At 65.9% G+C, this 25,497-nt stretch carries 20 protein-coding genes; 8 read left to right on the top strand and 12 right to left on the bottom strand.

All coding sequences use genetic code 11. The features are described from left to right. Positions 1-15: 15 nt before the first annotated feature. The 6 genes from XH89_RS00455 to XH89_RS00430 all read left to right on the top strand — a co-directional run bounded on the left by XH89_RS00455 (position 16) and on the right by XH89_RS00430 (position 6,055). Positions 16-675, top strand: a complete 660-nt coding sequence (locus XH89_RS00455) for a phosphoribosylanthranilate isomerase (protein ID WP_194465204.1) — start codon at positions 16-18, stop codon at positions 673-675. Further along, positions 672-1,886: a tryptophan synthase subunit beta gene (gene trpB / locus XH89_RS00450; protein ID WP_194465203.1), complete on the top strand. Its 1,215-nt coding sequence runs from the start codon at positions 672-674 to the stop codon at positions 1,884-1,886. The genes XH89_RS00455 and trpB overlap by 4 nt, the downstream gene beginning before the upstream one ends. Further along, a complete protein-coding gene (gene trpA / locus XH89_RS00445) occupies positions 1,883-2,719 on the top strand; it encodes a tryptophan synthase subunit alpha (RefSeq protein WP_194465202.1) in 837 nt (278 codons plus the stop codon). Before trpB ends, trpA begins: the two co-directional genes overlap by 4 nt. A 173-nt stretch (positions 2,720-2,892) precedes the next feature. Further along, entirely contained in the window at positions 2,893-3,834 is a 942-nt protein-coding gene (gene accD, locus XH89_RS00440) for an acetyl-CoA carboxylase, carboxyltransferase subunit beta (protein WP_194465201.1), read from the top strand. Continuing rightward, the gene (locus XH89_RS00435; RefSeq protein ID WP_194465200.1) at positions 3,831-5,174 is read left to right on the top strand and encodes a folylpolyglutamate synthase/dihydrofolate synthase family protein; all 1,344 of its coding nucleotides are present in this window, start codon (positions 3,831-3,833) and stop codon (positions 5,172-5,174) included. Before accD ends, XH89_RS00435 begins: the two co-directional genes overlap by 4 nt. A 140-nt stretch (positions 5,175-5,314) precedes the next feature. Next, a complete protein-coding gene (locus XH89_RS00430; protein ID WP_194465199.1) occupies positions 5,315-6,055 on the top strand; it encodes a metallophosphoesterase in 741 nt (246 codons plus the stop codon). A gap of 124 nt (positions 6,056-6,179) precedes the next feature. Here XH89_RS00430 and XH89_RS00425 read toward each other — a convergent pair whose 3' ends face one another. Next, the gene (locus XH89_RS00425) at positions 6,180-7,187 is read right to left on the bottom strand and encodes an ATP-dependent DNA ligase (RefSeq protein WP_194468326.1); all 1,008 of its coding nucleotides are present in this window, start codon (positions 7,185-7,187) and stop codon (positions 6,180-6,182) included. Positions 7,188-7,365: 178 nt separating this feature from the next. Between XH89_RS00425 and XH89_RS00420 the strand changes: the two genes are divergently transcribed. Continuing rightward, a complete protein-coding gene (locus tag XH89_RS00420; protein WP_194465198.1) occupies positions 7,366-7,791 on the top strand; it encodes an SRPBCC family protein in 426 nt (141 codons plus the stop codon). Beyond that, positions 7,788-8,255 carry a MarR family winged helix-turn-helix transcriptional regulator gene (locus XH89_RS00415; RefSeq protein WP_194465197.1) on the top strand — a complete coding sequence of 156 codons (468 nt, stop codon included), beginning with the start codon at positions 7,788-7,790 and terminating at the stop codon, positions 8,253-8,255. The genes XH89_RS00420 and XH89_RS00415 overlap by 4 nt, the downstream gene beginning before the upstream one ends. Positions 8,256-8,309: 54 nt before the next feature. Here XH89_RS00415 and trxA read toward each other — a convergent pair whose 3' ends face one another. From trxA to ubiE, 11 genes are all read right to left on the bottom strand, one after another. Next, entirely contained in the window at positions 8,310-8,630 is a 321-nt protein-coding gene (gene trxA, locus XH89_RS00410) for a thioredoxin (RefSeq protein ID WP_007598398.1), read from the bottom strand. 69 nt (positions 8,631-8,699) lie between these two features. Beyond that, a complete protein-coding gene (gene addA, locus XH89_RS00405) occupies positions 8,700-12,209 on the bottom strand; it encodes a double-strand break repair helicase AddA (protein ID WP_194465196.1) in 3,510 nt (1,169 codons plus the stop codon). Further along, complete coding sequence (gene addB / locus XH89_RS00400) at positions 12,203-15,346, bottom strand: double-strand break repair protein AddB (protein WP_194465195.1); 3,144 nt, start codon at positions 15,344-15,346, stop codon at positions 12,203-12,205. Before addB ends, addA begins: the two co-directional genes overlap by 7 nt. A 215-nt stretch (positions 15,347-15,561) precedes the next feature. Next, positions 15,562-16,284 (bottom strand): nucleotidyltransferase family protein, encoded by a 723-nt coding sequence (locus XH89_RS00395; RefSeq protein WP_194465194.1) that lies wholly within the window; start codon positions 16,282-16,284, stop codon positions 15,562-15,564. A 126-nt stretch (positions 16,285-16,410) separates the two neighbouring features. Next, positions 16,411-16,728 carry a PilZ domain-containing protein gene (locus XH89_RS00390; protein WP_194465193.1) on the bottom strand — a complete coding sequence of 106 codons (318 nt, stop codon included), beginning with the start codon at positions 16,726-16,728 and terminating at the stop codon, positions 16,411-16,413. Positions 16,729-16,815: 87 nt separating this feature from the next. Next, the gene (gene tsaE, locus XH89_RS00385; protein ID WP_194465192.1) at positions 16,816-18,336 is read right to left on the bottom strand and encodes a tRNA (adenosine(37)-N6)-threonylcarbamoyltransferase complex ATPase subunit type 1 TsaE; all 1,521 of its coding nucleotides are present in this window, start codon (positions 18,334-18,336) and stop codon (positions 16,816-16,818) included. Further along, the gene (locus tag XH89_RS00380) at positions 18,333-20,837 is read right to left on the bottom strand and encodes a PAS domain-containing sensor histidine kinase (RefSeq protein ID WP_194465191.1); all 2,505 of its coding nucleotides are present in this window, start codon (positions 20,835-20,837) and stop codon (positions 18,333-18,335) included. The genes tsaE and XH89_RS00380 overlap by 4 nt, the downstream gene beginning before the upstream one ends. Positions 20,838-21,155: 318 nt before the next feature. Further along, a complete protein-coding gene (gene dut / locus XH89_RS00375) occupies positions 21,156-21,614 on the bottom strand; it encodes a dUTP diphosphatase (protein ID WP_194465190.1) in 459 nt (152 codons plus the stop codon). Beyond that, complete coding sequence (gene coaBC, locus XH89_RS00370; protein ID WP_194465189.1) at positions 21,611-23,062, bottom strand: bifunctional phosphopantothenoylcysteine decarboxylase/phosphopantothenate--cysteine ligase CoaBC; 1,452 nt, start codon at positions 23,060-23,062, stop codon at positions 21,611-21,613. The genes dut and coaBC overlap by 4 nt, the downstream gene beginning before the upstream one ends. A 56-nt stretch (positions 23,063-23,118) precedes the next feature. Beyond that, positions 23,119-24,693: a 2-polyprenylphenol 6-hydroxylase gene (ubiB, locus tag XH89_RS00365; RefSeq protein WP_194465188.1), complete on the bottom strand. Its 1,575-nt coding sequence runs from the start codon at positions 24,691-24,693 to the stop codon at positions 23,119-23,121. Further along, complete coding sequence (ubiE, locus tag XH89_RS00360) at positions 24,690-25,451, bottom strand: bifunctional demethylmenaquinone methyltransferase/2-methoxy-6-polyprenyl-1,4-benzoquinol methylase UbiE (protein WP_194465187.1); 762 nt, start codon at positions 25,449-25,451, stop codon at positions 24,690-24,692. The genes ubiB and ubiE overlap by 4 nt, the downstream gene beginning before the upstream one ends. Positions 25,452-25,497: the final 46 nt, after the last annotated feature.

Genomic DNA, 25,497 nt, shown 5'->3' with positions numbered 1-25,497 from the left:
ATCTGCTTTGAGACCATGTCCCTGCTCGTCAAGATCTGCGGCCTGTCCACGCCCGAGACGCTTCAAACGGCGCTCGACGCGGGCGCCGACATGGTGGGGTTCGTGTTCTTTCCGCCCTCGCCGCGGCACGTCTCGCTGGAGACCGGGCGCGATCTCGGCCGGCAGGTGAAGCAGCGCGCGCTCAAAGTGGCGCTCACGGTCGATGCCGACGATGCCACGCTCGACAACATCATGGATGCGCTGTCGCCTGACCTCTTCCAGCTCCACGGCCAGGAGAGCGTGGCGCGCCTGCGCGACATCAAGCAGAAGTTCGGCCGCCCGGTGATGAAGGCCGTGCCGGTTGCGACCGCAACCGATCTCGCCGTGCTGCCCGGCTATGCCGCGGTCGCCGACCGCATCCTGTTCGATGCGCGTGCGCCAAAGGATGCGACCCGCCCCGGTGGCCTGGGCGAACCCTTCGACTGGCACCTGCTCGAAAATCTCGATCTCAAACTGCCCTTCATGGTCTCGGGCGGGCTTCACGCCGACAACGTTGCCGAAGCCCTCCGCGTCACCCGCGCCGGCGGCGTCGATGTGTCCTCCGGCGTCGAGAGCGCTCCCGGTGTGAAAGACCCGGAAATGATCAAGGCCTTCATTCGCGCCGCGCGCGCCACTCAAGAGTTGAGCGTTCGATGAACATCGCCAAACCAAATTCCTATCGCAGCGGCCCCGACGAGCGCGGCCATTTCGGCATTTTCGGCGGACGCTTCGTCGCCGAAACCCTGATGCCGCTGATCCTGGATCTGGAGAAGGCCTACACCGCGGCCAAGGCCGATCCGGCCTTCCAGGCCGAGATGAACGGGTATCTGAAGAACTATGTCGGCCGGCCTTCGCCGCTCTATTTCGCCGAACGCCTCACCGAGCATCTCGGCGGCGCCAAGATCTACCTCAAGCGCGAAGAGCTCAACCACACCGGCTCGCACAAGGTGAACAATGTGCTCGGCCAGATCATGCTGGCGCGGCGCATGGGCAAGAAGCGCATCATCGCCGAGACCGGCGCCGGCCAGCACGGTGTTGCCACGGCGACGCTGTGCGCGCGCTTCGGCCTCGAATGCGTGGTCTATATGGGTGCCGTCGACGTCGAGCGGCAGCAGCCCAACGTGATCCGCATGGAGATGCTGGGCGCAAAGGTGTTCCCGGTGCAGTCGGGCACGCGCACGCTGAAGGACGCCATGAACGAGGCGCTGCGCGATTGGGTCACCAACGTGCATAACACGTTCTACTGCATCGGCACGGTGGCGGGTCCGCACCCCTATCCGACGCTGGTGCGCGACTTCCAGTCGATCATCGGTAACGAGACCAGGGCGCAGATGCAGGAGGTCGAAGGTCGCCTGCCGGATTCGCTGGTCGCCTGCATCGGCGGCGGCTCCAACGCGATGGGCCTGTTCCATCCGTTCCTCGATGATCCCAGCGTCGAAATCTTCGGCGTCGAAGCGGCGGGTCACGGGCTCACGCAGCTGCATGCGGCCTCGATCGCCGGCGGCCGTCCCGGCGTGCTCCATGGCAATCGCACCTATCTCTTGATGGACGCCGACGGCCAGATCCAGGACGCGCATTCGATCTCGGCAGGCCTCGACTATCCCGGCATCGGCCCCGAGCACTCCTGGCTGCACGAGGTCGGCCGCGTCAATTATCTCTCCGCGACCGATGACGAGGCGCTTGCCGCGTTCCAGCAGCTCTCCAGGCTCGAAGGCATCATTCCCGCGCTCGAGCCCGCGCACGCCATCGCCAAAGTGATGGAGCTCGCGCCGAAGCGGCCGAAAGACCACCTGATGGTCGTCAATCTCTCCGGCCGCGGCGACAAGGACGTCCCGCAGGTCGGCGACATCCTGAGGGGCAAGAAGTGACCACGCGTATCGATACCCGCTTTGCCGAGCTGAAGAAGCAGGGCCGCTCGGCCTTCGTGACCTTCCTGATGGCCGGTGATCCCGATCCCGCGACCTCGCTTGAGATCGTCAAGGCGCTGCCGAAGTCCGGCGCCGATGTGATCGAGATCGGCATGCCCTTCACCGATCCGATGGCCGACGGCCCGTCGATCCAGGCCGCGGGGCTTCGCGCGCTCAAGGCCGGCATGACGCTGAAGAAGACGATCGAGCTCGTGCGTGGCTTCCGCAAGGACGACGATGCGACGCCGATCGTGCTGATGGGCTATTACAATCCGATCTACATCTACGGTGTCGATAAATTCCTCGTCGATGCCAAGAGCGCTGGCGTCGACGGCCTGATCATCGTCGATTTGCCGCCGGAGGAAGACGATGAGCTGTGCCTGCCCGCGATGAAGGCCGGCCTCAACTTCATTCGTCTGGCGACCCCGACCACCGACGACAAGCGCCTGCCTGCGGTGCTCTCGAACACGTCGGGCTTCGTCTATTACGTCTCCATCGCCGGTATCACCGGTGCGGCGGCAGCGGATGCGAATGCCGTCGGTGAAGCCGTCGCGCGCATCAAGCGGCACACCCAGCTGCCGGTCTGCGTCGGTTTTGGCATCCGCACGCCGGAGGCGGCGCGCGCCATTGCAGAGAAGGCCGATGGTTCGGTGGTCGGCACGGCCCTGGTCGATGCGCTCAAGAACAGCCTCGACGCTGAGGGCCGCGCGACCGCCAAAACCGTTAACGCCGTGGCTGAGCTGACGGCGGCTCTGGCCCAGGGCGTCAAGGCTGCGAAACAAGCGGCCGAATAGGCCATAATTCCGCTTTAGCTCTCTAGTTTGAGCATGATCTTGTCGGAAAAACCGCTTCACACTTTTCCGGATCATGCTCTAACGCGGACGACACGGCGGCTTGCCGGGCAAAGGCCCGGCCGCCATATATCCTTTCAGGCGGTCCCCAGCGGGGTCGCACATCGGAGCAAACCATGAACTGGCTTACCAATGTGGTCCGGCCGAAAATCCGCAACATGCTGCGGCGGGAGACGCCGGAGAACCTGTGGATCAAGTGCCCGGATTCCGGACAGCTCGTGTTCTACAAGGACGTCGAGGCCAACCAGTTCGTCATTCCCGGCTCGAACTACCACATGCGCATGGGCGCGGTGGCGCGGTTGAAGTCGATCTTCGACAACGAAACCTGGTTCGATGTCGCGCTGCCCGAGGTCACGCCCGATCCGCTCAAGTTCCGCGACGAGAAGAAGTACGTCGATCGCATCAAGGATGCGCGGGCGCGCACCAATCTGAACGATGCGATCAAGGTCGGCTACGGCAAGCTCGAAGGTGCCGGCGTCGTCGTCGCCGTGCAGGACTTCGACTTCATGGGCGGCTCGCTCGGCATGGCCGCAGGCGAAGCCATCGTCCGTGGGCTCGAGCTTGCCGTCGAGAAGAAGTCGCCCTTCATCGTGTTCGCCGCCTCGGGCGGCGCGCGCATGCAGGAAGGCATTCTGTCGCTGATGCAGATGCCGCGCACCACCGTTGCCGTGCAGATGCTGCGTGAAGCCAAGCAGCCTTACATCGTCGTGCTCACCAACCCGACCACCGGCGGCGTCACCGCGTCCTACGCGATGCTCGGTGACGTTCAGATCGCCGAGCCCGGCGCGCTGATCGGCTTTGCCGGTGCGCGCGTGATCGAGCAGACCATTCGCGAAAAGCTGCCTGAAGGTTTCCAGCGCGCCGAATATCTGAAAGAGCACGGCATGGTCGACATGGTCGTGCACCGCCACGAGCTGCGTCCGACCCTGGCGCGGCTGTGCCGCCTGCTGACCAAGGCGCCGGCGCTTGATGGAGCCTCGAAATCGGTCCAGCCGGTGACGACCCCGGCGCAGATCGTCTCGGCGGCTGAAACGGCGCCGGCCGCGCCCCACGCGTGAACGCATCTCCCGACAGCTCAAAGGCGTCGCTCGATCAACTGATCGGGCGGCTGTCGGCCCTGCATCAGAAGCGCATCGATCTCGGGCTCGAGCGGATGCACCGCCTGCTTGAGCGGCTTGGTCACCCCGAACGCAAGCTGCCGCCGGTGATCCATGTCGCCGGCACCAACGGCAAGGGCTCGACGGTGGCGTACTTGCGCGCCACGCTCGAGGCCGCGGGCCTGCGCGTGCACGCCTACACCTCGCCCTATCTCGTCCGCATCAACGAATGTTTCCGCCTTGGCCGCGTCGGCGGCGGTGTGCTCGTCTCCGATGACGAATTGCGCGCGGCGCTGGAAGAGGTCGAGCGCGTCAATGCCGGCGAGCCCGCGACCGTGTTCGAGCTGAAGACCGCGGCCGCCTTCCATCTGTTCGCGCAAAATCCTGCCGATGCGGTGCTGCTCGAAGTCGGCCTCGGCGGCCGGCTTGATTCGACCAATGTGGTCGATACGCCCGCGGCCTGCGTGATCACGCCAGTCAGCATGGATCACATGGATTTCCTCGGCGACACGCTGGCCTCGATCGCCGGCGAGAAGGCCGCGATCATCAAGCGCGGCGTGCCGTTGATTTGTGCCGAGCAGACGGGCGAGGCGATGGCCGTGATCGAGGCGCAGGCCAAGCAGATGCGCGCGCCGCTGTTTGCCGCGAACGAAAATTGGCACGTCAATGTCGAGCACGGCCGCCTGGTCTATTCCGACGAGCGCGGCCTGATGGATCTCGCGGCGCCGCGCCTGTTCGGCCGCCACCAGTTCGACAATGCCGGCCTTGCGATTGCGACATTGCGCGCGATTCCGACATTCAAGGTCAACCAGGCGGCGTTCGAGGCCGGCATCGTCGGTGCCGAATGGCCGGCGCGGATGCAGCGCCTCACCTCGGGCGAGTTGCTCGCTCTCGGACCGCAGGGGTCAGAGATCTGGCTCGACGGCGGCCACAATGCCGAAGGCGGCCGCGTCGCCGCCGCCGCGCTCGGCGATCTCGAAGAACGCGTGTCGCGGCCGCTGGTCGTCATTGCAGGCATGATGGCCAACAAGGATGCGAAGGCCTTTCTGGCCAATTTCGCGGGCCTCACCCGTCACATCATCGCGGTGCCGATCCCCGATACCGAGAATGCGATGCCGGTGGATCGCCTTGCGGATGCCGTCCGCAGCCTCGGCATGCGCGTCGAGATCGCGCCCAGCATCGAGGCCGCGCTGCGTGCACTATCGAAGCTCGCCTATGAGGTGCCGCCGCGCATCCTGATCACGGGCTCGCTCTATCTCGCCGGCCACGTGCTCGGTCTCAACGGCACGCCTCCTGCATAGTCGGTCTCATGTCCCGGACGCGCTGCAACACGTAAGCGTTGCTGCGCAGAGCCGGGACCCAGGAGCCACATAGATGGGCCCCGGCTCAGCAGCGCACCGTTTCACGCTGCGCTGCGTCCGGGGCACGAGAGAGAATCCCGATGCGTTTTGCTGCGATTGCCGACGTCCATGGAAACTATCTCGCGCTGGAGGCGGTGCTGACCGACATCCGCGCGCTTGGGATCGACGACATCGTCAATCTCGGCGATATGCTGAGCGGCCCGCTCGATGCGCGCCGCACCATCGAAATCCTGATGCCGCTCGATGCCGTACACGTGCTCGGCAATCACGACCGCTATTTGCTCGATCGTCCCCCGGAGAAGATGGGCTCGTGGGACCGTCCTGCGCACGCGCAGCTTAACGCCACGCAGCTTGACTGGCTCCGCGCACAGCCGATGACGCGCGTGTTTCAGGATCAGGTCTTCCTCTGTCACGCGACGCCTAAGGATGACGAGATCTACTGGCTCGACACCGTGCATCCTGACGGCACCGTCGCGCTGTCGCCACTTGATCGCATCGAGCAGTTCGCAGAAGGCATCACGCAGTCGCTGATCCTCTGCGCCCACACTCATCTCGCCCGCGCCGTGCGCTTGCGCGATGGCCGCCTGATCGTCAATCCCGGCAGCGTCGGCAGCCCGGGCTACCGCGACATCCATCCGTTCCCGCATGTCGTCGAAGCCGGCACACCGCACGCGCGCTACGCGATCCTCGAACTGATTGACGGCGATTGGCAGGTGACGTTCCGCCAGATCGCCTATGACCATGAAGCGATGGCCGCACTCGCCCGCCGCAACAACCAGCCGGAGCTGGCGAACGCGCTGGCAATGGGGTGGATCAAGTAGGATGCTCGTGTCCCGGACGCGGTGCGGCGCGAAGCGCTGCGCCGCTGAGCCGGGACCCAGGCTTGCGGCCTCTGGGCCCCGGCTCTGCAGCGCTTCGCGCTGCGTCCGGGGCACGAGCCGGATATCACTTCAGCAGCTTCATCGGATCGGCCACTTTCTGCTTCAACTGCTCGAAATTGCATTGCCGTGGCGCTTTGTCGGGGCGCCAGCGCAGGATCGAGGTGCCATGGCGGAAGCGCTCGCCGCTGAAATGGTCGTAGCAGACTTCGATCACCAGCTTCGGTTTGAGCGGACACCATTTTGCCGAGCGCTCGGTCGACCAGCGGCTCGGTCCGCCCGGCGCGTTGCCGGTGAAGCCCGGCTCGCCGATCAGGGCTTCCAGCCTGTCGGTCAGATCGGGTTTCTGCTCTGACTTGATTGCAGAGGTGAAGCCGACATGGTGCAGCAGGCCCTTGTCGTCATAAAGCCCGAGCAGCAGCGAGCCGACGACTTTGCGGCCGGCCTGCTTGTTGGTGGCGTAGCGGAAGCCACCGACCACGCAATCGGCGCTGCGGAATTTCTTGATCTTCTGCATGCCGTCGCGATTTCCGGCCTGATAAGGCAGATCGACGCGCTTGGCGATGACGCCGTCCGAGCCACCGCCCGACTGCGCCAGCCATTTCTTCGCGGTGGCGTAGCTCATCGTCGCCGGCGAGAGACGGAACGTGCTGCCTTTCAGATTGGCTTTCGCGAAGGCTTCCAGCGCTGGCCGTCGCTTGCCAAGCGGCTCGCCCGCAAGCAGCTTCTGTCTCGCCGACGCCAGCAGATCGAACACGAGGTAGAGCGCCGGCGTCTCCTCCGACAGTTTCTTCACCCGGCTTGCGGCAGGATGAATCCGCTGCAGCAGCGCGTCGAAGGAAAAGCCTTTGCCCAGCGGAACGACGATCTCACCGTCGAGCGTGAACCGGTCCGCCTTCAGCTTCAGCGCAGCGGCGACGATCTCGGGGAAATACCGCGTGAGGTCCTCGCCGGATTTGGAGCGCAGATCAACGTTGTTGCCGTGGCGCGACAGCAGGCAGCGGAAGCCGTCCCATTTCGGCTCGTACTGCCATTCCTTGCCGCGCGGTATGGCATCGACGGAACGCGCCTCCATGGCGGTCAGTGTGGCAGGCTTTCGCTGGGTTGCTGGGCGAGGGGAGGGCACGAGGAACGCTCTTGGACACAACACGTGCCTTTCAACGCCAAGGCCGCCAAATGGCTCCTATCGCGGGACTTGACGGATTTAATATGCGCGCTTATTATAAGCGCACATATTAAATGGAGGGTTTGTCATGGGCGACGAAAACATCTGGCGGAGCGAATACAGCATCGAGACGGTGGCAACCCCGGAGACGATCTGGAGCATCTTTCGCGATGTCCCGGCCTGGAAGAACTGGAATGCAGGCATCGAGCAGATCGACATCGACGGGCCGTTTGCATCAGGCACCTGGTTCACGATGAAGCCGCCGGGCGAGGAGGCGCTGCGCTCGCAGCTGGTCGACGTTCGCGAGAACGTCTGCTTCGTCGACGAAACGCGGGTGGGCGATCTCGCCATCCTTGTCGCGCATCGCATCGAGCCGCTCGGCCCGGCGCGCACGCGCATCGTTTACGCCGTCGATGCCCACGGCCCGCAGGCGGCCGAGATTGGTCCGGCCGTTTCCGCCGATTTCCCCGAGGTGCTCGCGAGCCTGACCAAACTGGCTGAGGAAAGGCGATGACCAAGCCACCGCTTCCGACCCGGCTGTCCGGCCCCGCCGAAAGCCCGGGCTTCCTGCTCTGGAAGATCTCGAATGCCTGGCAGCGCCGGTTGCGGGTGGCGCTGCAGCCTTACGAGCTCACCCATTCCCAGTTCGTGCTGCTGGCGACGGCGACCTGGTTCGGCGCGGAGGAAACGCTGACCCAGGCGCGGCTCTCTCAACTCAGCGGCATCGATCCGATGACCACGTCGCAGGTGTTGCGCGCGCTGGAGGCGGCGCGGTTGGTCGAGCGGATCGATCATCCTCAGGACCCGCGCGCCAAGGCAATCACGGTCACAAAGATGGGCCGTGATCTCGCCCGCAAGGCCGTGGTTGCTGTTGAGGATGCCGACGCCGCGTTCTTCAAGCCGGTGGCGCCCGACACCAAGCGGCTGGTTGCGATGTTCCAGGCGCTCGTCGAGGGCAATGAGGGCGACCAAAAATAAAACGGCCGGCGATGAGCCGGCCGTTGCAGAATTCGCTGGTGCTCGCGAGGTCGATCAGACCGCGGAGGTGATCCACTGCTGGAGCTTCGCCTTCGGCGCCGCGCCGACCTGGCGGGAGGCCATCTCGCCGCCCTTGAAGATCATCAGGGTCGGAATCGACATCACGCCGTATTTCGAGGCGGTCTTCGGGCTCTCGTCGACATTGAGCTTGACGATCTTGACCTTGTCGCCCATCGCGCCGGCGATCTCGTCGAGCGCGGGTGCGATCATGCGGCAGGGGCCGCACCATTCGGCCCAGAAATCGACGACGACGGGGCCGTTCGCCTTGAGCACTTCGGCTTCGAAATCAGTATCGGAAACCTTGCCAACGGCCATTGGAGTACCTCACTCGGTTGAAAGAGAATCGGCGCGACGTGGAATCGCGCCCGGGATCATGGTCCCAACCTATGAACGGCCTCTTGCCGGGTCAAGGACGCTCACGCTGAGATGAAGGGATGCCAGCGCCGCGTCCAGCGCGGGGGCTGAAATCTCCATATATTCAAGGGCCTCGGTCCAGAGCAGGACGGCCCGGATGGGCTTTTGGGGATAAAGCCGCGACAGCACCGCCCGGTACAGCGCCAGCTGTCGGACATAGGTGGTGGGCGCCTCAGCGACGCTCCTGGGCGCGGCCTGGTTGGTCTTGAAATCGACGATCAAAACCTCCTCGGGGCGAACGACCAGCCGGTCGATCTGCCCTGACACCAGTGCCGGCGGCCGCCCCGGCCGATCAAGCTTGCCGACGATGGCGACCTCCGCCCGGCTGCCTGCGGCGAACACGGCTGCAAAGCGCGGCTCGGCGATCAAGGCGAGCACCTTGTCAGCCAGCGCGGTCCGGTCGGTCTCGGTCCAGTCCGCGGCGTTGCGCGCCATGAAGCCGAGCGCGGCCTCGCGCCGGCGCTCGGTGGCGATATCGGGCAGGGATTGCAGCAGCCGGTGCACCAGCGTGCCGCGTTGCAGAGCCAGCGCGCGCGACTGCACCGATTCGCCTGATCGAACGGAACGGCCTTCCTCGGCCGGCTGGCCGGAGGGGCGAACCGCATCGTCCTCGATCATCTCGCGCGGCGCCGGCAGCCGCAGCCAGTCCGGCAGCGTGATGGTCTGGTCAACGCTTGTCGCAGGCGTTCCCAGCGCCGCGACATCCTCGGGACGGGCGAATCGGGTCACCTTGCCGTGCGGCGTCTCGATCGTCTCTTTCGTGAGGCCCGAGCCTGATAGACCGGTGTCGATCAGGTCGTACCAGCTCAGCTTGCGCACCGTTCTCATATTGCCGGGCATGCAGCCGCCGACGATCAGCCGGTCGGCCGCGCGCGTCATCGCGACATAGAGCAGGCGGCGATATTCGTCCTCGGTCTCCTCGAGCATCGCCTTGCGCGCGTCGGCGACCGGCTTGGGATCGTCAGCCTTGCGGCCGGCCCAGACCACGACCTCGCCGCCATTGCCGCGCGGCACGTGGATCAACCGGACCCGCTGCGAGTCGGCGGGCGACGACGTGGTGTCGACCATGAACACGACCGAGGCTTCCAGGCCCTTGGCGCCGTGCACCGTCATCACCCGGACCTCGTCGCGGGTGATCTCCATGTCGCGCTTCACCTCGGTGTCGGCCGAACGCAGCCAGGCCATGAAGCCCTGCAGCGAGGCGGGTGCCTTGCGCTCGCAATTCAGCGCCAGTTCCAGGAATTCGTCGAGCGCGTCATTGGCCTCATGGCCGAGCCGGCGCAGGATGCGCGCGCGACCCCCATCGCCGCCGAGCAGCCAGGCGTAGAATGCGAACGGCGTCTCCTCGCGCGCGCGCATCTCGCAGGCTTCGAGGCGCCGCAGCACGGTCGTAAACTTCTCGCTGTCCGCCGCATGCTCGCCGAGGGCGCGGCGCAGCGAACCCTTGCGGTCGTGGGCTATCTGAAACAGATCGTCGTCATCGAGGCCGAACAGCGGGCTCTTCAGCGCCACCGCCAGCGCAAGGTCGTCCTGCGGCAGCAGCAGCGCATCCGCGAGGTTCATCAGATCGATGATCGCGATGTGCTCGGTCAGCTTCAACCGGTCGGCGCCAGCGACAGGTACGTTGGCGTGCTTCAGCGCCTGGATCACGGCGTCGAACGCATTGCCGCGCCTGCGCACCAGGATCAGCATGTCGCCATAGCGCAGCGGACGTCGCTCGCCCTCGTGTCCCGTCAGCGTGCCGCTCTCGACCAGCCGCTTGATCTCGGCCTGGATGCGGCGGGCGAGCTTGACCTCGGGGCTGGTCACGGCGACGCCGTCAAATGGCGCGCGCCAGCCCTCGATCTCCTGCCGGTCATCTGCCTCGGCCAGATCCCACAGTTCGATCACGCTGGGGCCGGCATCGGCCAGCGCATTGTGCAGGGGATGACCGATCTCGACCGAATGGATGCTCTTGTAGATCGCGGGGTCGCGGAAGACGTGGTCGACCGAGTGCAGGATCGTCGCACCCGAGCGGAACGAATAGGTGAAGGCAACAGGATCGAACTTCAGCCCGGCCGCGGTGAACTTGCGGTGCAGCTCGCGCCGGCGCGCGTCGAACTCGTGGGGCGCGGCGCCCTGGAACGAAAAGATCGACTGCTTCTCGTCGCCGACGGCGAAGACCGTGCGATTCAGCCCCTCGCGCGCGCCTTCGCCGGCCGTGAATTCCGAGATGATGTGCGCGACGATATCCCATTGTCGCGGGCTGGTGTCCTGCGCTTCGTCGATCAGCACGTGATCGACGCCACGATCGAGCTTGTAATGCACCCAGCCAGATGAGATGCGGTCGAGCATCGCCAGCGTCTTGTCGATGAGGTCGTCGTAATCCAGCAGGCCGCGCTCCTGCTTCTCGCGGCGGTAATTCGCGGCAGCGGCGGTCGCAATGTGCAGCAGTGCCGCGGTGCGGTCGCGCATGGTCACCGCCCGGCGTTTCTCGACCAATCCGCTGATCCGTAGCGCTTCATTCTCGAACAGGCGCGAGACCGACGGATTGTGTTCGCCGAACTTCTTGGTCAGCACCGCCTTGCGCGGCAGCTTTTCGTCGGTGAGGAAGACGGACAGATAAGCATCGACCTGCGCCGCGCCGGAAAACACCTTGGCCTCGCGGAGCCGGCTCGCCTGGTCGTTGTCGGATTTGCTGCCGTCCTCCAGCGCAAAGGCGATATCGTCCCAGCGCGACCGCGGCAGGAACGGGCCGTCGAGGATCTCGGTCTCGACGTCCTCGATGCGCTCGCTCGCATCGACGCCCAGCACGGCCGCCATTTGTTCGGCCGCGGCCCCGGCATTGCCGGCTTCATCGGTCCAGGCCATGAAATGGTCGCGGCTGAGGCAGGCCTCTCGCACGACCTCCTTGAAGGTGACATCGGCGGCGTTCGCCATCGCGGTCTGCAGCGCGCGGCCGGTGACGCTGTCAGGATCGCGCGCGGCCTCCAAAAACACCTTCAGATTGGCGCGCTCCATCATGTCGGTCTGGTCGCGGTCGTCCATCACGGCGAACCGCGCCGGCACATTGGCCTCGAACGGGAATTGCTGGAGGAGGCGGGTGCAGAGCGCGTGAATGGTCTGCACCTTCAAGCCGCCGGGCGTCTCCAGCGCGCAAGCGAACAGCTTTCGCGCCTCGCGTCGAAGCTTCGCGCCGGGATGCGGGATGCCGACGGCGCGGATCGCGGCATCGAGCCCGGCGTCGTCAAGCGTTACCCAATGGCCAAGCGTCGTGAACACGCGCTCGGCCATGTTGGCGGCGGCGGCCTTGGTGAAGGTGATGCAGAGGATCTTTTCCGGCGGCACGCCCGACAGCAAGAGGCGGATCACGCGCTGCACCAGCACATGCGTCTTGCCCGAGCCGGCATTGGCCGAGACGAACGCCGACGCGGTCGGATCCGACGCGCGCGCCTGTCGCGCGCGCACTTCGTCGGGGATGGGGCGGGGCGGCTTCACCATTCCTCGATCCCCAGGCCGCCGGCTGCGGACCATTCCTTGATCCGGGCGAGGTCGTCATAGGCGCCGTAGCGGTTGGTCCACATCGGCAGGTTCAGCGAGGTGTAGGGCTGGTTCGGATCGTCGAAGGCGCGGATCAGCGCTTCCAGCTTGGCGCGCGCTTCCGCGGCTGCTGTATCCGGCGGCTGCGGTTCGTCGCCCGGCTTGTATTTAAGCTCGAGGATGCGCTCCTCGCCCGGCGGATTGTTGCCGCTGAGGCGGACATAGACGAGCTGGCTCACGGACGCGCCGGCGTCGATATCAGGGAAACCGCCCTCCCGCAGGATCGCGGCTTCCAGCGTGAGCTGTGGCGACAGGCCCATGCGGACCTGCTTGCCGGTCGGCGGCTGGCCGGTCTTGTAGTCGAGGATGGCATAGCCGCCACCCTGGCGCCGCTCGATGCGGTCGGCGCGCGCCGAGAGCGTAAAGCTGCGCTTGTTGTCGAGGGGAATGGAGATCTTGCCGTAAGTCTCCGCGGTGATCGCCTCGATCGCGTCGCGCCGCGCCGTCTCCCATTCGCCGAACCAGCGCGCGATGCGCTGGAAGCGCGGCCACCACAGCGCGCGCGCCTCGGGCCGCTCCATCAGCGGCTCGAAATATTTCTTGCCGATGTCGTGCAGCACGCGGGCGGGATCGTCGGGCAGATGCGCGGCGTAGACTTCCGTGAATTCGCCGAGCGCGTCGTGGATCGCCGATCCGCGGTCGGCGGCCGACAGCGGCATGTCGACGGGATCGAGCGCAGCGAGCTTCAGAATGTATTTTGCGTAGATCGTGTAGGGATCGCGCAGCCAATCCTCGATCGCAGTCACCGACATTTGCAGCGGCCGCGTGGCGCGTGGCGGCCGCGGCTCGGGCTGCTTGATCGGCGCGACCTCGGCCGGCTGGTCGAGCGCGCCTGCGAACTGCACGTATTTTTCGCCGGCACGAACAGCCGCCTTCCAGAGCTCGTCGCCTGCGACGGCCTCCAGCCGGTGCAGGAAGCGCGAGGCCACCGCAGGCGCGCCGCCGGCCTTGGCAGAATGGGTGAGGATCAGCTCGTCACCGCCCAGCAGTTGCGCGAAGTCGTGCGCGGAGAGGCCGATACGCCGCTCCGGCAGATCGAGGCCGAGCTCATGCCGCATCGGCCGGCTCAGCCAGGGATCGATCCGCGGCGCCGGCGGCCAGACGCCTTCGATGAGACCGCCGATGATGATTCGGTCGGCCTGCATCAGGCGCGATTCCAGCGGGCCGTAGATCTGCAGGCGCGCGCCCGGCTTGTCGCGGCGTCGCACGGCGCGATCGCTGAACGCGGTCTGGAACGTCTCGGCATAGTCAGGCAGCGTCACCATCAAGCCGCTGGTGGTGCCGCCGCGCAGGAGATCGTCGAAGGCGCTGGCGAGGGCGAGGCCTTCGCGGTCCTCGAAGGCGAGCGGAATGCCTTGCTCGTCGCGCGACAGCTCGATCATGATCTCGCGATGCCGGTGCGCGAGCTCGGCGAAGTCGAACGGTCTTGATGACGCGAGACTCTCGATCGGAGCCAACGCCTTCTGCAACGCCTCGATCAGCTCCTGGATGCGATCGACATCCTCCGCCTCGAGTCGCGCGCGCGGCTCGGACTTGTGGAGCGCGGAGATCGCGCCACGTCCCAGCTTTGCCAGCTCCTCGCGAAAGCGGTTGAACTCGCGCAGCAGCCCGAAGGTCGCCGGCGGCGGGCGCGTGCCGCGCAAGATTGCGAGCTCGAGATCCTCGATCGCGGCCTTCCAGGCGCCGGGCGCCCGGCCGAGCCGGCACAGCGGATGCTTCAGCATCGCCAGCAGCGTCGGCGGCTCCAATCCCCTGGTCGCCGCTTCCGCGACAAGGCGCGCAAAGACGCCGGCCGTGGTTTCCATCAGCACGTCGCCGCCGGAATCATCGAAGGCGAGATCCCATCGGGTCAGCGCCGCCATCACCCGCCGTGCCAGCGCGCGATCGGGCGTCACCAGCGCCGCCGTTTTGCCGAGATGCCGGGCCTCGCGCATGGCAATCGCGATCGCGAGCGCTTCCATTTCCGGGTTGGGCGCTTCGACCACCGCGAGATTCTTCATGCCGCCTGCGATTTTCGCGGCGACCTCGGGCTGCTTCAGCCGGTCGTGCCAGACTTCCGTCTTGGCGGAGGGGCGCATCGATTCCGACGCCAGCAGATCGCGGCCGCCCTCCGCGGGCGGATGGAGGATCTCGACATCGCTGCGCTTGATGCCGAAGCGATCCAGCAGCGCATGCATGGCATATTGCGGATGGTTCGAGGTGGGATTCTCGGTGATGCCCAGCAGGTCCCTGCTGCCGCCGATGCTGCGCCAGGCATCGTCATCGAGATCGGTGTCGAGACCGGGCAGCACCACGGCGCCATGCGGCAGCGAGGCGACCGCATGGAGGAATTTTGCGGTGGCCGGCATCGAACCGGTCGAGCCGGCCGCGATCACGGGGCCATGGGGATGCGTCGTGAGCCGCTTCGCTTCCGCCGCGATCAACAGATCCCGCCGCGCCGCGGGCTCGATGCGGTTGATCTCGGCGAGATGGCTCGGCCAGGCGATGCGCGCGATCCGCAAGAAGTCGAGCGAATGCTGCCAGTAACGGTCGAGCATATCAGGCACGAGGCCATCGAGCGCGCTCCAGTCGACGCCGCGCGTCACCATGTCGTCGATCAGCCGGGCGAGATCGCCGGCCAGCGCCAGCGTCGAGGCCGGGCCGCCGACCACCAGCGGCGCCAGCACCGGGCCCTTGGCCCAGGCCGCGACGAGCTGCGCCAGCGTCAGCCGCCGTTCGAGCTCGCCGAGCCGCGGCGGAATCTCCAGCGGCGTTGCGCCGGAAAACTGCTCGGCTTCATCGGCGAAGGCGAGCTCGTCCTCGTCGATGTCGCCGAGCGCGACGATGCGCGGCAGCACCACGGCATCTGTCTTCATCTCCTCGAGGAAGATCTCGCGGACCACGCGCATGGCGCGCCGCGTCGGCAGATACAGCGTGGCGTCCGCCAGCCGCGCCGGTTCCCTGCGCGCCTCGAATCCCGCGACCAGCCGGCCGTCGACCAGGCTTGCGACGATGGTGCGCAGGAACGGAACTGAGAGAGGAACGCTGAAAACGCGCATGGGCTGCCTGATTCGAACGATCAGGCAATATAGGGAGGCGGGCCCAAATGGTCATCGGTGGGGAAGGGTTAGTCCCCGCTGTTCGCGAGACCAGGAACAGGTCTCGTAGGGTGGGCAAAGCGAAGCGTGCCCACGCATTTTTCGCGATGGAGAGAGATGGTGGGCACGGCGCAGGGCGCCTTTGCCCACCCTACGGCACCGTGCTTGGAGCGGCCCTACGCCACGCTCTCCAGAAACGCCTCTTCCGCGGCGTGCACAGCGTCGGGCGTGCCGACATGCATCCAGACGCCGTCGAGACGCAGGCCGAACAGACGCTCCTGCTCATTGGCACGGTCGAACATCTTTGTCAGCGAGAACTCGCCCTGCGGCGCGCCTTCAAAGATCTTCGGCGACAGGATCGCAGCGCCGGCATAGACGAACGGCACGATCTCCTTTTCCTTGCGCTTGCGTAAGGCGCCATCGGGCAGCATGCCGTAATCGCCGCGGCCGCTATAGCCGATGCTGGTCGCGGTCGGCGCCATCAGCAGCAGGATGTCCATGCTGGCGGGGTCGAAATTTTCCGCGAGCCGCGCCAGATTGGAGCGCACGCCGTCGATCCACAGCGTGTCGGAATTGACGTGGAAGAACGGCGCATCGCCGAGCAGCGGCAGCGCCTTGACCACGCCGCCGCCGGTGCCGAGCACCTGGTCGCGCTCGTCCGAAATGATCACGCGCGGATGCTGGCGCGTTGCGGTGTGCTCGATGATCTGGTCGGGCAGATAGTGCACGTTGACGACCGCATCGGTGACGCCGGCCGTTGCGAGCTTGTCGAGCACGTGGTCGAGCAGCGGCTGGCCGGCCACCGGCACCATCGGCTTCGGCATCTTGTCCGTCAGCGGACGCATGCGCAGGCCGAATCCTGCGGCGAGCACCATGGCTTTGGTCGGTTTGACGGACATCCTTGCGCTTTCTCAGACCCCGAAAATCTCTGTGTCGCGGCAACCCTAGCACGCGCCCCGGTCAGCCGCACCGCGTCTTGATCGCCTTAGCCAGCCGCCGTGACGGTTGTGCGACGTGTGTTGCTGTCATGCCCCAACGGCTGTGGAACGCGCCTTTTTCTTCTTGTCGCCGACCTTCAGGAAATTGACGCCGATCTGGTCGCCATTCACCCAGGCCAGTTCGCAGCGCCGGTACGCTAACCCGGTCGACGACAACAGCAGAAAGAATTCCTTCAGGTGCAGGCCCTCGACCGAGCCGTCGATGGTCAGCTTGGCGCCGCTCTCGGAGACGTCCTCCATGGTGCATTCGCGCCGCCAGGTGCCGTCGATACCCATCATCTGGGCCGGTACCCCACGTTCGAAAACAACCCTGCTGTTCCCGCGATGGTCCGCCTTGACCGCCATTTGCCCTTGCTCCAGCCCGTATTTATCCGGCTGCCCGCGGGCGAGGATACCGGTGCGATGGCTAACAGCCGGTAAACCAGCCCCTCGTCAGGGGCGCGGCGGCGGGACGTTGGCGAGATACCAGTCGCGCAGATGAGCGAGCGCCGGATGCGCGAGCGAACGCTGGAGATAGGTCCAGATCCGCGGCTGGTGGCGCAGATAATACGGCTTGCCGTCGCGGCGGTTGAGCCGGGCGAAGGTGCCGAGCAGGCGCGTGTTGCGCTGCGCCGACATGATGGCATAGAGCTCGGCAAAGCCGGCCGGATCGAAGCTCGCATCCTCGATGCGGCGCGCCTTGATGTAGCGCGACAGCAGCGTCAGCTCGAGCGCTTCAGGCACGTCGATGCGCGCGTCCTGAAGCAGCGACACCACGTCATAGGAATGCGGTCCGAGCACGGTGTCCTGGAAATCGATCACGCCGATGCGCGCGATGCCGGTGCGGTCCGCCAGCCAGATCAGATTCGGCGAGTGGTAGTCCCGGATGATCCAGGTCTTCGGCGCGGCGAGCGGCTTCTTCAGGAGCTCGCGCCACATCGCGAAGAATTCCACGCGCTTCTCAGCGCTCAGCGGCGCGTTGCGATCCGGCAGATACCATTCCGGCATCAACCCGATCTCGATCAGCAGCGCCTCAGTGTCGAAAGCAGGAATCGTGTAGGTCTGCCCGTCCAGCGGCAGCGTCTCCGGAAGCGTCCTGCCGTGCAGTGCGGCCAGTACGTCGGTCGCGGCCTCATAGCGTTCTGGAATCGGCCGCGGCGGATCGCCCTCGATCACGCCTTCGCTGCCGAAATCCTCCGAGATCAGGAAGCCGTGGTCGAGATCGACATGATGGATCGCAGGCGCCGATACGCCTGCCGCGCGCAGGCCCTCGTCGATGGCGACGAACGGCTTGATGTTCTCGGCGAGATGCACCGCGGCGCTGTAGGATTTTCCGTTGTAGATCGCGGCGCCATCGGGGCGCTGCGGCGAGTTCATCAGGATGACGATGCCATCGTCGCGGATCAGTCGCGCATAGGAGCGCGTCGAGGCATCGCCGGCCATGCGCCTGCGGCCGGCGTCGATGTAGCCGGATGCGTCGAGGAATTGGCGCAACGCCTGCAGTCGCGCGACCGTCGCGGCGCCCTTGCCGTAGCCGGTGATGTCGGCGGCGCGCGCATTCGATCCCAGCGCCGGCCGATGCGTCAGCGCGATGTCGATGCGGTCTTCAGGCATCGCCGACGGCGATCGCTCCGGCCATTCGATCAGCACCAGCGTCGCCTCGGGAAGCGGCGACAGTCCGATCTCCTCGAGCTCGCTCTCGTCCTCGACGCGATAGAGGTCGGCATGCATCACCGCAAAGGCCGGCAGCTCGTAACCCTGCACCAGGGTGAAGGTCGGGCTCGGCACTTCCAGCTCCTCGTCGCCGGCGAGGTAGCGGATCATGGCGCGGGCGGCCGCGGTCTTGCCGGCGCCGAGATCGCCTGACAGCGTGATGGTATCGCCCGGGCCGACCAGCAGCGCGAGATCGGCCATCAATTGCGCGGTGGCCGCCTCGTTGTGAAGTGCGACGGAGAGTTTGGCGGGTTCGGTCATTCGGCGGCGTCGCGATGCGCCGCCTGGTCGGTCGGGAAATCGCAGATCACGACCGTGCCTTTTCCCGCGGCCGAATCCACCTGCACCTTGCCGCCATGCAACTCGACGAAGGAGCGCACCAGCGACAGGCCGAGCCCGGCGCCGCGATGACGCGAGCCCTGCGAGCGGCTTTCGAACCAGTTGAACACCTTGTCCTTCATGTCGGCGGGTATTCCAGGTCCGGAATCTGTCACAATAAAGACCACGCTGTGCTCGGTGCGGCGTGCGCTGATCCCGACGGTGGAATCCTGTGGCGAGAAGCCGACGGCATTGGCGAGCAGGTTATAGAGCACCTGCACCACCCGCTTCTCGTCGCCGATGAAGCTGCCGACATCGGGCGCGATCTCGACCTTGAGGCGGATGCGGTCGGTGGCGAGCCGGTCCTGGATGCCTTCCGCGGCGAGCTCGATGGTTTTGGAGACATCGACCGGGCCGAGCTCCAGCTTCATGGCGCCGGCATCGATGGTGGCGAGATCCAGGATGTTGTTGGTGAGCGCCAGCAGTGCGTTGGTCGATTTGGTGACGTAGTCGAGATATTCGGCCTGCTTTGGCGTCAGCGGTCCGGTCGAGGGGTCGCTGAGGAAATGCGCGAAGCCGATGATGGTGGTGAGCGGCGAGCGCAGCTCGTAGGAGACGTGGTGGACGAAATCCACCTTCATCTGGTCGGCGGCTTCCAGCGCCTCGTTGCGCTCGCGCAGCGCACGCTCGACATTCTCGGTGTCGGTGATGTCGAGGAAGGTCAGCATGGTCGCGCCGTCATGCAGCGGACGGATCATGCCGTCGAGCACGCTGCCGTCCTTGCGCTCCAGCTTCAGCGGCACGTCGACGCGGTTCTCGATCGAGGTGATGGCCTCGCGGATCTGGCGCCAGACGACCGCGTCGTCGAACAGCTGATGGCACCAGCCCTCGACGGTCTGGATGTGCGGCTCCTCGCGCATGGCATCGTTGGAGAGCTTCCACATCCGCAGGAAAGCCGGATTGAACAGCTGCGCCTTGCCGTTGCTGCCGAACACGGCGACGCCCTCGGCGAGGCTGTCCAGCGTCTCGCGCTGGACCCGGATCATGCCGTCGAAACGGCGGGCCAGCTCGAGGCTCTCGGTGACGTCGTCGAACAGATAGGTGACGCCGCCTTCGGGATTCGGCGTGGTGACGACGGAGAGCGCGCGGCCGTCGGGCAGGTACCAGGTGTCTTTCGCTGCTTCGACCGCGCGATAGGCCTCGTGCAGCTTGGCCTTCCAGGCGCGGAAGTCCGGCTGCTCCTGCAATTTGCGAGCGGCGCGGAGCTGGTCTAGCACGCTGGAATCGTCGGGGTGGGTGTCGAGGAAATTGCGGTTGAGGTCCCACAGCCGCCGGTAGGAATCATTGTAGAAGGCGAGCCGGCGCTGGCCGTCGAACACGGCCACACCAGACGAAAGCTGGTCGAGCGTGCGGCGATGCGCCTCGGCCATCCGCACCAGCGCGGCGCTCAGCGCATCCGCCTCGGATGCGTCGATCGCGACACCGACACTGCCGTTGCCGACATTGACGGCGCGCACGTCGTACATGCGCCGCTCGCCGCCGATCACGATCGGCAGCCGTGAGGTGAAGCCCGCGGCGTCCTTCAGGCCGCGCTCCATGGCGGTGCGATCGGCGCTGTCGAGCAGCTCCAGCTTGCGCTCCTGGGCGTCGGCGATGCTCGCGGCCTCGGTCGCGCGCATATAGGCCGGATTGGCGAAGCTCAGCGCGCCGTTCTCGCCCTTGGCCCAGATCGGCCAGGGCGCAGCCGTGGCGAAGCCGCGCAGCATCTCGGTTTCGTCTGATAGCGCCCTGTAGCGCAAATTGGTTTCGGCCAGATCGCGCCGCAGGCCGGACAATTCGCGAATCCGGACGATGGCTTGGCCGCCGATGGCGCGACCGATCGCCTCCAGCGTATGGCCGTTGGCGGTGGTCAGCGTGAGCTGGAAGCCGTCGCCGCGCTCGCGCAAGCCATCGACCGCGTGATCGATCTGCAGCGCGGGTTCCGGCGGTAGCCAGGTTCCAAACGCAAGCACGCGCTGCGGTGCCGAATCGCGCGGCAGCACCATCGAGATGTCGCCGGAGATCTGCGCGCGATCATCGCCGGCCGGCCAGGAAATCAGGATCTGCGGTTCGGCGAACAGCAGCGCACCGAAGCGGTCGGCCTGCAGCTGGAGTTCCCTGATCCGTCCGAGCAGCGCCGCCTCGTTCTTTGCGGTACGCACACGGGTGCGCATCAGCAGGATCGCGGCCACGACCGTGAAGCCGAGCAAAGCGAGCGCGGTGGCCAGCACCGCCAGTTCCTGCCGGTTGAAATCCAGCAATATCGAAAGTGTGTCGGCAAGGTCGGCGGCATCAGCCGGCTCAGCCGGCAGCAGCGCTGCGAGAGCGCCTCCTAGCAGGCTGTTGCGCGCCAACGATGTGCACGACAGCAGCGTCCGACGCATCGACACGATCACGCCTGACATAGTTGCCCCAAGACCGCACGAATCTACGCGCTGCGACCCCCGTCGTGCGCGAATCAAACGACAATACCCTCACCGAGACTCCACCGGTAAGAGTCCAGACCGTGAACGCAAAGGTGGCCCAAAAAAAATGCCGGGTGTGGAGTTCCGACGTCACGTAATTCCGCGGATTCTTCGGTTGGAGGCGTCGCGCGTTAGCGGTGGATATGGGCGAGACTCGCTGTTCGCTCCAACGAAGGTGCGTTCCCTCCCCCACAAGGGGGGAGGGAACGGAGAGAGCACTCGCCGTTGATCGACTCGATTGGCTTCAACCGATTGTGCCTACCGCCCCGTCGATCCAAAACCGCCGGCGCCGCGATCGGTCGAAGACAAGGTCGTCACGGGAACCAGCGTGGCCTGGAGCACCGGCGCGATCACCATCTGCGCGATGCGCTCGCCGCGCTTGATCACGAAGGGCAATGCGCCGTGGTTGATCAGGATCACCTTGATCTCGCCGCGGTAGTCGGCATCAACAGTGCCGGGTGTGTTCAGCACGGTGACGCCGTGCTTGGCGGCAAGCCCGGAGCGTGGCCGCACCTGGGCCTCGTGTCCCGGTGGCAAGGCGATCGCAAGGCCTGTCGGCACTAGCGCATATTGGCCTGATGCGAGGGTCATCGGCTCGCCCTCCGGCACCGCCGCCATCAGATCGAGACCGGCGGCCTCCGCGGTCTGATAGGCCGGCAGCGGCAGGCCGTCCGCGTGAGGCAGGCGTTGCAGTTCGACGGTGACTTTGCTGCTCAAGATGCCGGCTCCAGAGATTTGTTCGTCACGCGTTTCACGATATGCGCGACCAGTTCGATGGCGACCTGTTCCTTGGTCATGATCGGCCAGGAATCAACTGAGATCTCGCCGTTGTTCCCAGCGTCCTTGCTGATGAGGTGCACGGTATTACGGTCGCCGCCCATCACGCCTGACGAGGGCGAGACGTCGTTGGCGACGATCCAGTCGCAGCCCTTGCGGGCGAGTTTTGACTTCGCATTGTCGATCAGATGCTCGGTCTCGGCGGCAAAGCCGATCACCAGCGGGGGGCGCTTGTCGGCGAGTTTTGAGATCGTGGCGAGGATGTCGGGGTTCTCGACCAGTTGCAGCGGCGGCATGCTGCTCCCTGCCGTCTTCTTCAGCTTCTGCTCGCCTTCATTGGCGACGCGCCAGTCGGCGACCGCGGCGGCGAAGATCGCGATGTCGGCGGGAAGCGCCGCCTGCACCTGCTCCAGCATCTGCCGCGCTGATTCGACATGTTTCACCGTCACGCCGGCGGGATCGTCGAGATCGACCGGGCCGCTGACCAAAATCACTTCAGCACCGGCCGCTTGGGCTGCGGCAGCAATGGCAAAGCCCTGCTTGCCCGAAGAACGATTGGCGATGTAGCGCACCGGATCAATCGGCTCATGCGTCGGACCCGCGGTGATCAGCACGCGCTTGCCCGCGAGCGGGCGCGGCACCGGCGGTCGCAGCAGTTTCTCGGCTGCATTGGCGATCTCGATGGCCTCCGACATGCGGCCGACGCCGGCTTCGCCCGCTTCGGCCATCTCGCCGGAATTGGGGCCGATCAGCAGCACGCCGTCGCGCTGGAGCTGCGCCACGTTGCGGCGGGTCGCGGCGTTGTTCCACATCAGCGGATTCATCGCCGGCGCCAGCAGGATTTTTCGATTGGTCGCGAGCAGGATCGCGCTGGCGAGATCGTCGGCATGGCCGTTCGCCATCTTCGCCATCAAATCGGCGGTGGCGGGCGCCACCACGATCAGATCGCAGTCGCGCGCGAGGCGGATATGGCCGGCGTCGAACTCGCTCTGGGGATCGAACAAATCGTTGTAGACGCGCTCATGGGAGAGCGCGCTGACCGAGAGCGGCGTGACGAATTGCTCGGCCGCCTTGGTCAGCACGCAGCGCACCTCGATGCGCCGCTCCTTCAGCCTGCGGATCAGGTCGAGCGATTTGAAGGCGGCAATGCCGCCGCCGATGATCAGGGTGACGCTGGCCTCAGGGACGGCGCTGGTGCGCGAAGACGCGGGGGCTGGGGATGCCTCGGGCGGCACCGCAAACGGCGTCAGCGGCTCTTCGCGGCCCTCGATCAGCTCCCGCAGGATGACCCGGACCTCTTCCTCGACCGACCGGCGATTCCTGGCCGAGCGCAGCCGCAAATAGGTTTTGACGGCGTCGTCGAGCTTACGGATGGTCAGGCTTGCCATGACGCTCTCCAGCACGGAATGATAGCGATGCTATCATCCACGTGATTGCAGTGCAATCACAGATTCCGGACCGCGATCAGGATGCCGATGAAGGTCACGGCGATGATCCAGACCGCCACGGTGCGCCAGCGGTTCTTGCGGCCCTCGCTGCGGCCCATCGCGGCGATGCTCTCCGGCGACAGCCGGATGCCCTCTCGCGTCATGGTCTCGAGCTGCTCGAGCACCGCGACCGAGCGCTGCGCGATGTCAGGCAGGCGCATCAGCACCTTGGCGAGATCGCCGCCACCGGCCAGCGCACCCTGCACCCGGCCGATCGGTCCGAGATTGCGTTCGATCCATTCGCGCACGACGGGATCGGCGACCTTCCAGATGTCGAGCTTGGGATCGAAGCCGCGCGCCACGCCCTCGACCACCACCATGGTCTTCTGCAGCAGGATCAGCTCGGGCCGCGTCGTCATGTCGAACAGGCCCGTGACCTCGAGCAGCAGCGTGAGCAGCCGCGCCATCGAGATCTCCTCGGCGGTGCGGTTGTGAATCGGCTCGCCGATGGCGCGGATGGCTTGCGCGAAATTCTCGACCGAATGGTGCGAAGGCACGTAGCCCGCCTCGAAATGCACCTCCGCGACGCGGCGGTAATCGCGGGTAATGAAGCCGAGCAGGATCTCGGCGAGGAAGCGCCGCTCCTTCATGCCGAGCCGGCCCATGATGCCAAAATCGACCGCGACGAGGCGGCCGGCATCGTCGAGGAAAAGATTGCCCGGATGCATGTCGGCGTGGAAGAAGCCGTCGCGCAGCGCGTGGCGCAGAAAGCTCTGGATCACCTTGCGGCCGAGATCGGGCAGGTCGACCTGCGCTTCTTCCAGACGCTTGTGATCGTTCAGCGCGATGCCGTCGATCCACTCCATCGTCAGCACGTTGTGCGTGGTGCGATCCCAGTCGACGGTGGGCACGCGGAAGTCAGGATCGCCATCCGTGTTCTCCGCCATCTCCGACAGCGCCGCAGCCTCCAGCCGCAGGTCCATCTCCATCGCGACCGAGCGCGACATGGTGTTGATGACTTCGATCAACCGCAGGCGCCGCGCCTCGGCCGAGTAAGCCTCGGCCTTGTGTGCGACGTAGAAGAAATCGGAGAGGTCGCGGCGGAAGCGCGCGGCGACGTTGGGCCTGAGTACCTTGATCGCGACCGGCCTGCGGATGCCATCGCGCAGCACCTCGCCGCGATGCACCTGCGCGATCGAGGCGGCCGCGACCGGCGGTCCGAAGCTTGCGAACACGTCCGTCAGCGGTCGCTCCAGCGACGTCGTGATCGCAGCTTCCGCTTCGGCCTGCGAGAACGGCGGCAGGCGGTCCTGCAGGCTTTCGAGATCGCGCGCCATGATGACGCCGACCACGTCAGGACGCGTCGCCAGGAATTGCCCGAGCTTGAGATAGGCAGGGCCCATCCGCGTCAGCGCGCGCGAGATCCGCGGGCCGTGCTTGGCGCCGCGACGCTCGACGAGGCGCGCCAGCTTCAGCGCGAGCTGTCCCGGCGGTGGCACCAGGCTCGGATCGACGGCGCCGAACACGCCCTCGCGGGCAAACACGAACGCGGCGCGGATCAGGCGCGAAATGTGGGTGAAGGCAGAAATCACAAACGCCAGCCCGAATGCAGTGCGACGATGCCGCCGGACAGTGTCTGCCAGCTCACGCGGGAGAAGCCGGCCTCGCGGATCATGTCGGCGAAAGCGTTGGGCTTCGGAAACTTGCGGATCGATTCGACCAGATATTGGTAGGATTCGGCATCGCCCGTGACCATGCGGCCGAGCGGCGGGATCACCTTGAACGAGAACAAATCATAGAGCTTGTCGAGCCCGGGCATCTCGACGGTGGAGAATTCCAGGCACAGGAAGCGGCTGCCGGGCCTCAGCACGCGATAGGCCTCGCGCAGCGCAAGGTCGATCCGCGGCACGTTGCGAATGCCGAAAGCGATCGTATATGCGTCGAAGCTGCGGTCGGCGAAGGCGAGCGCTTCGGCATTGCCCTCGACGAAATCAACCTGGCTCTCGAGATGGCGCTTGGCGGCCCGCTCGCGGCCCACCGCCAGCATGTCGGAATTGATGTCGCAGACGGTGGCATGGAAGCCCGGACCTGCCGCCTTGGCGGCGCGGAACGAGATATCCCCGGTGCCGCCGGCAACGTCGAGCAGCGCAAACGGCCGATCGGACCTCGGCGGATCCAGCGCGGTGATCATGATGTCCTTCCAGACCCGGTGCAGGCCGCCGGACATCAAATCGTTCATCAAATCATAGCGCGACGCCACGCTGTGAAACACATCGTTCACCAGCGTCTGCTTGTCCCCCAGGGGAACGTCTTTGAAGCCAAAATGCGTGGTTTCGCCCGGCCGATCCATTACTCTACTCCGCGACGCCGACCATAGCGCGGCCGGCGCAATGGCG

The organism is Bradyrhizobium sp. CCBAU 53340 (assembly GCF_015291645.1).
Lineage (GTDB): Bacteria > Pseudomonadota > Alphaproteobacteria > Rhizobiales > Xanthobacteraceae > Bradyrhizobium.
Note: the sequence above shows the minus strand (reverse complement) of the source record. Positions and strands in the feature narration are given on the sequence as shown.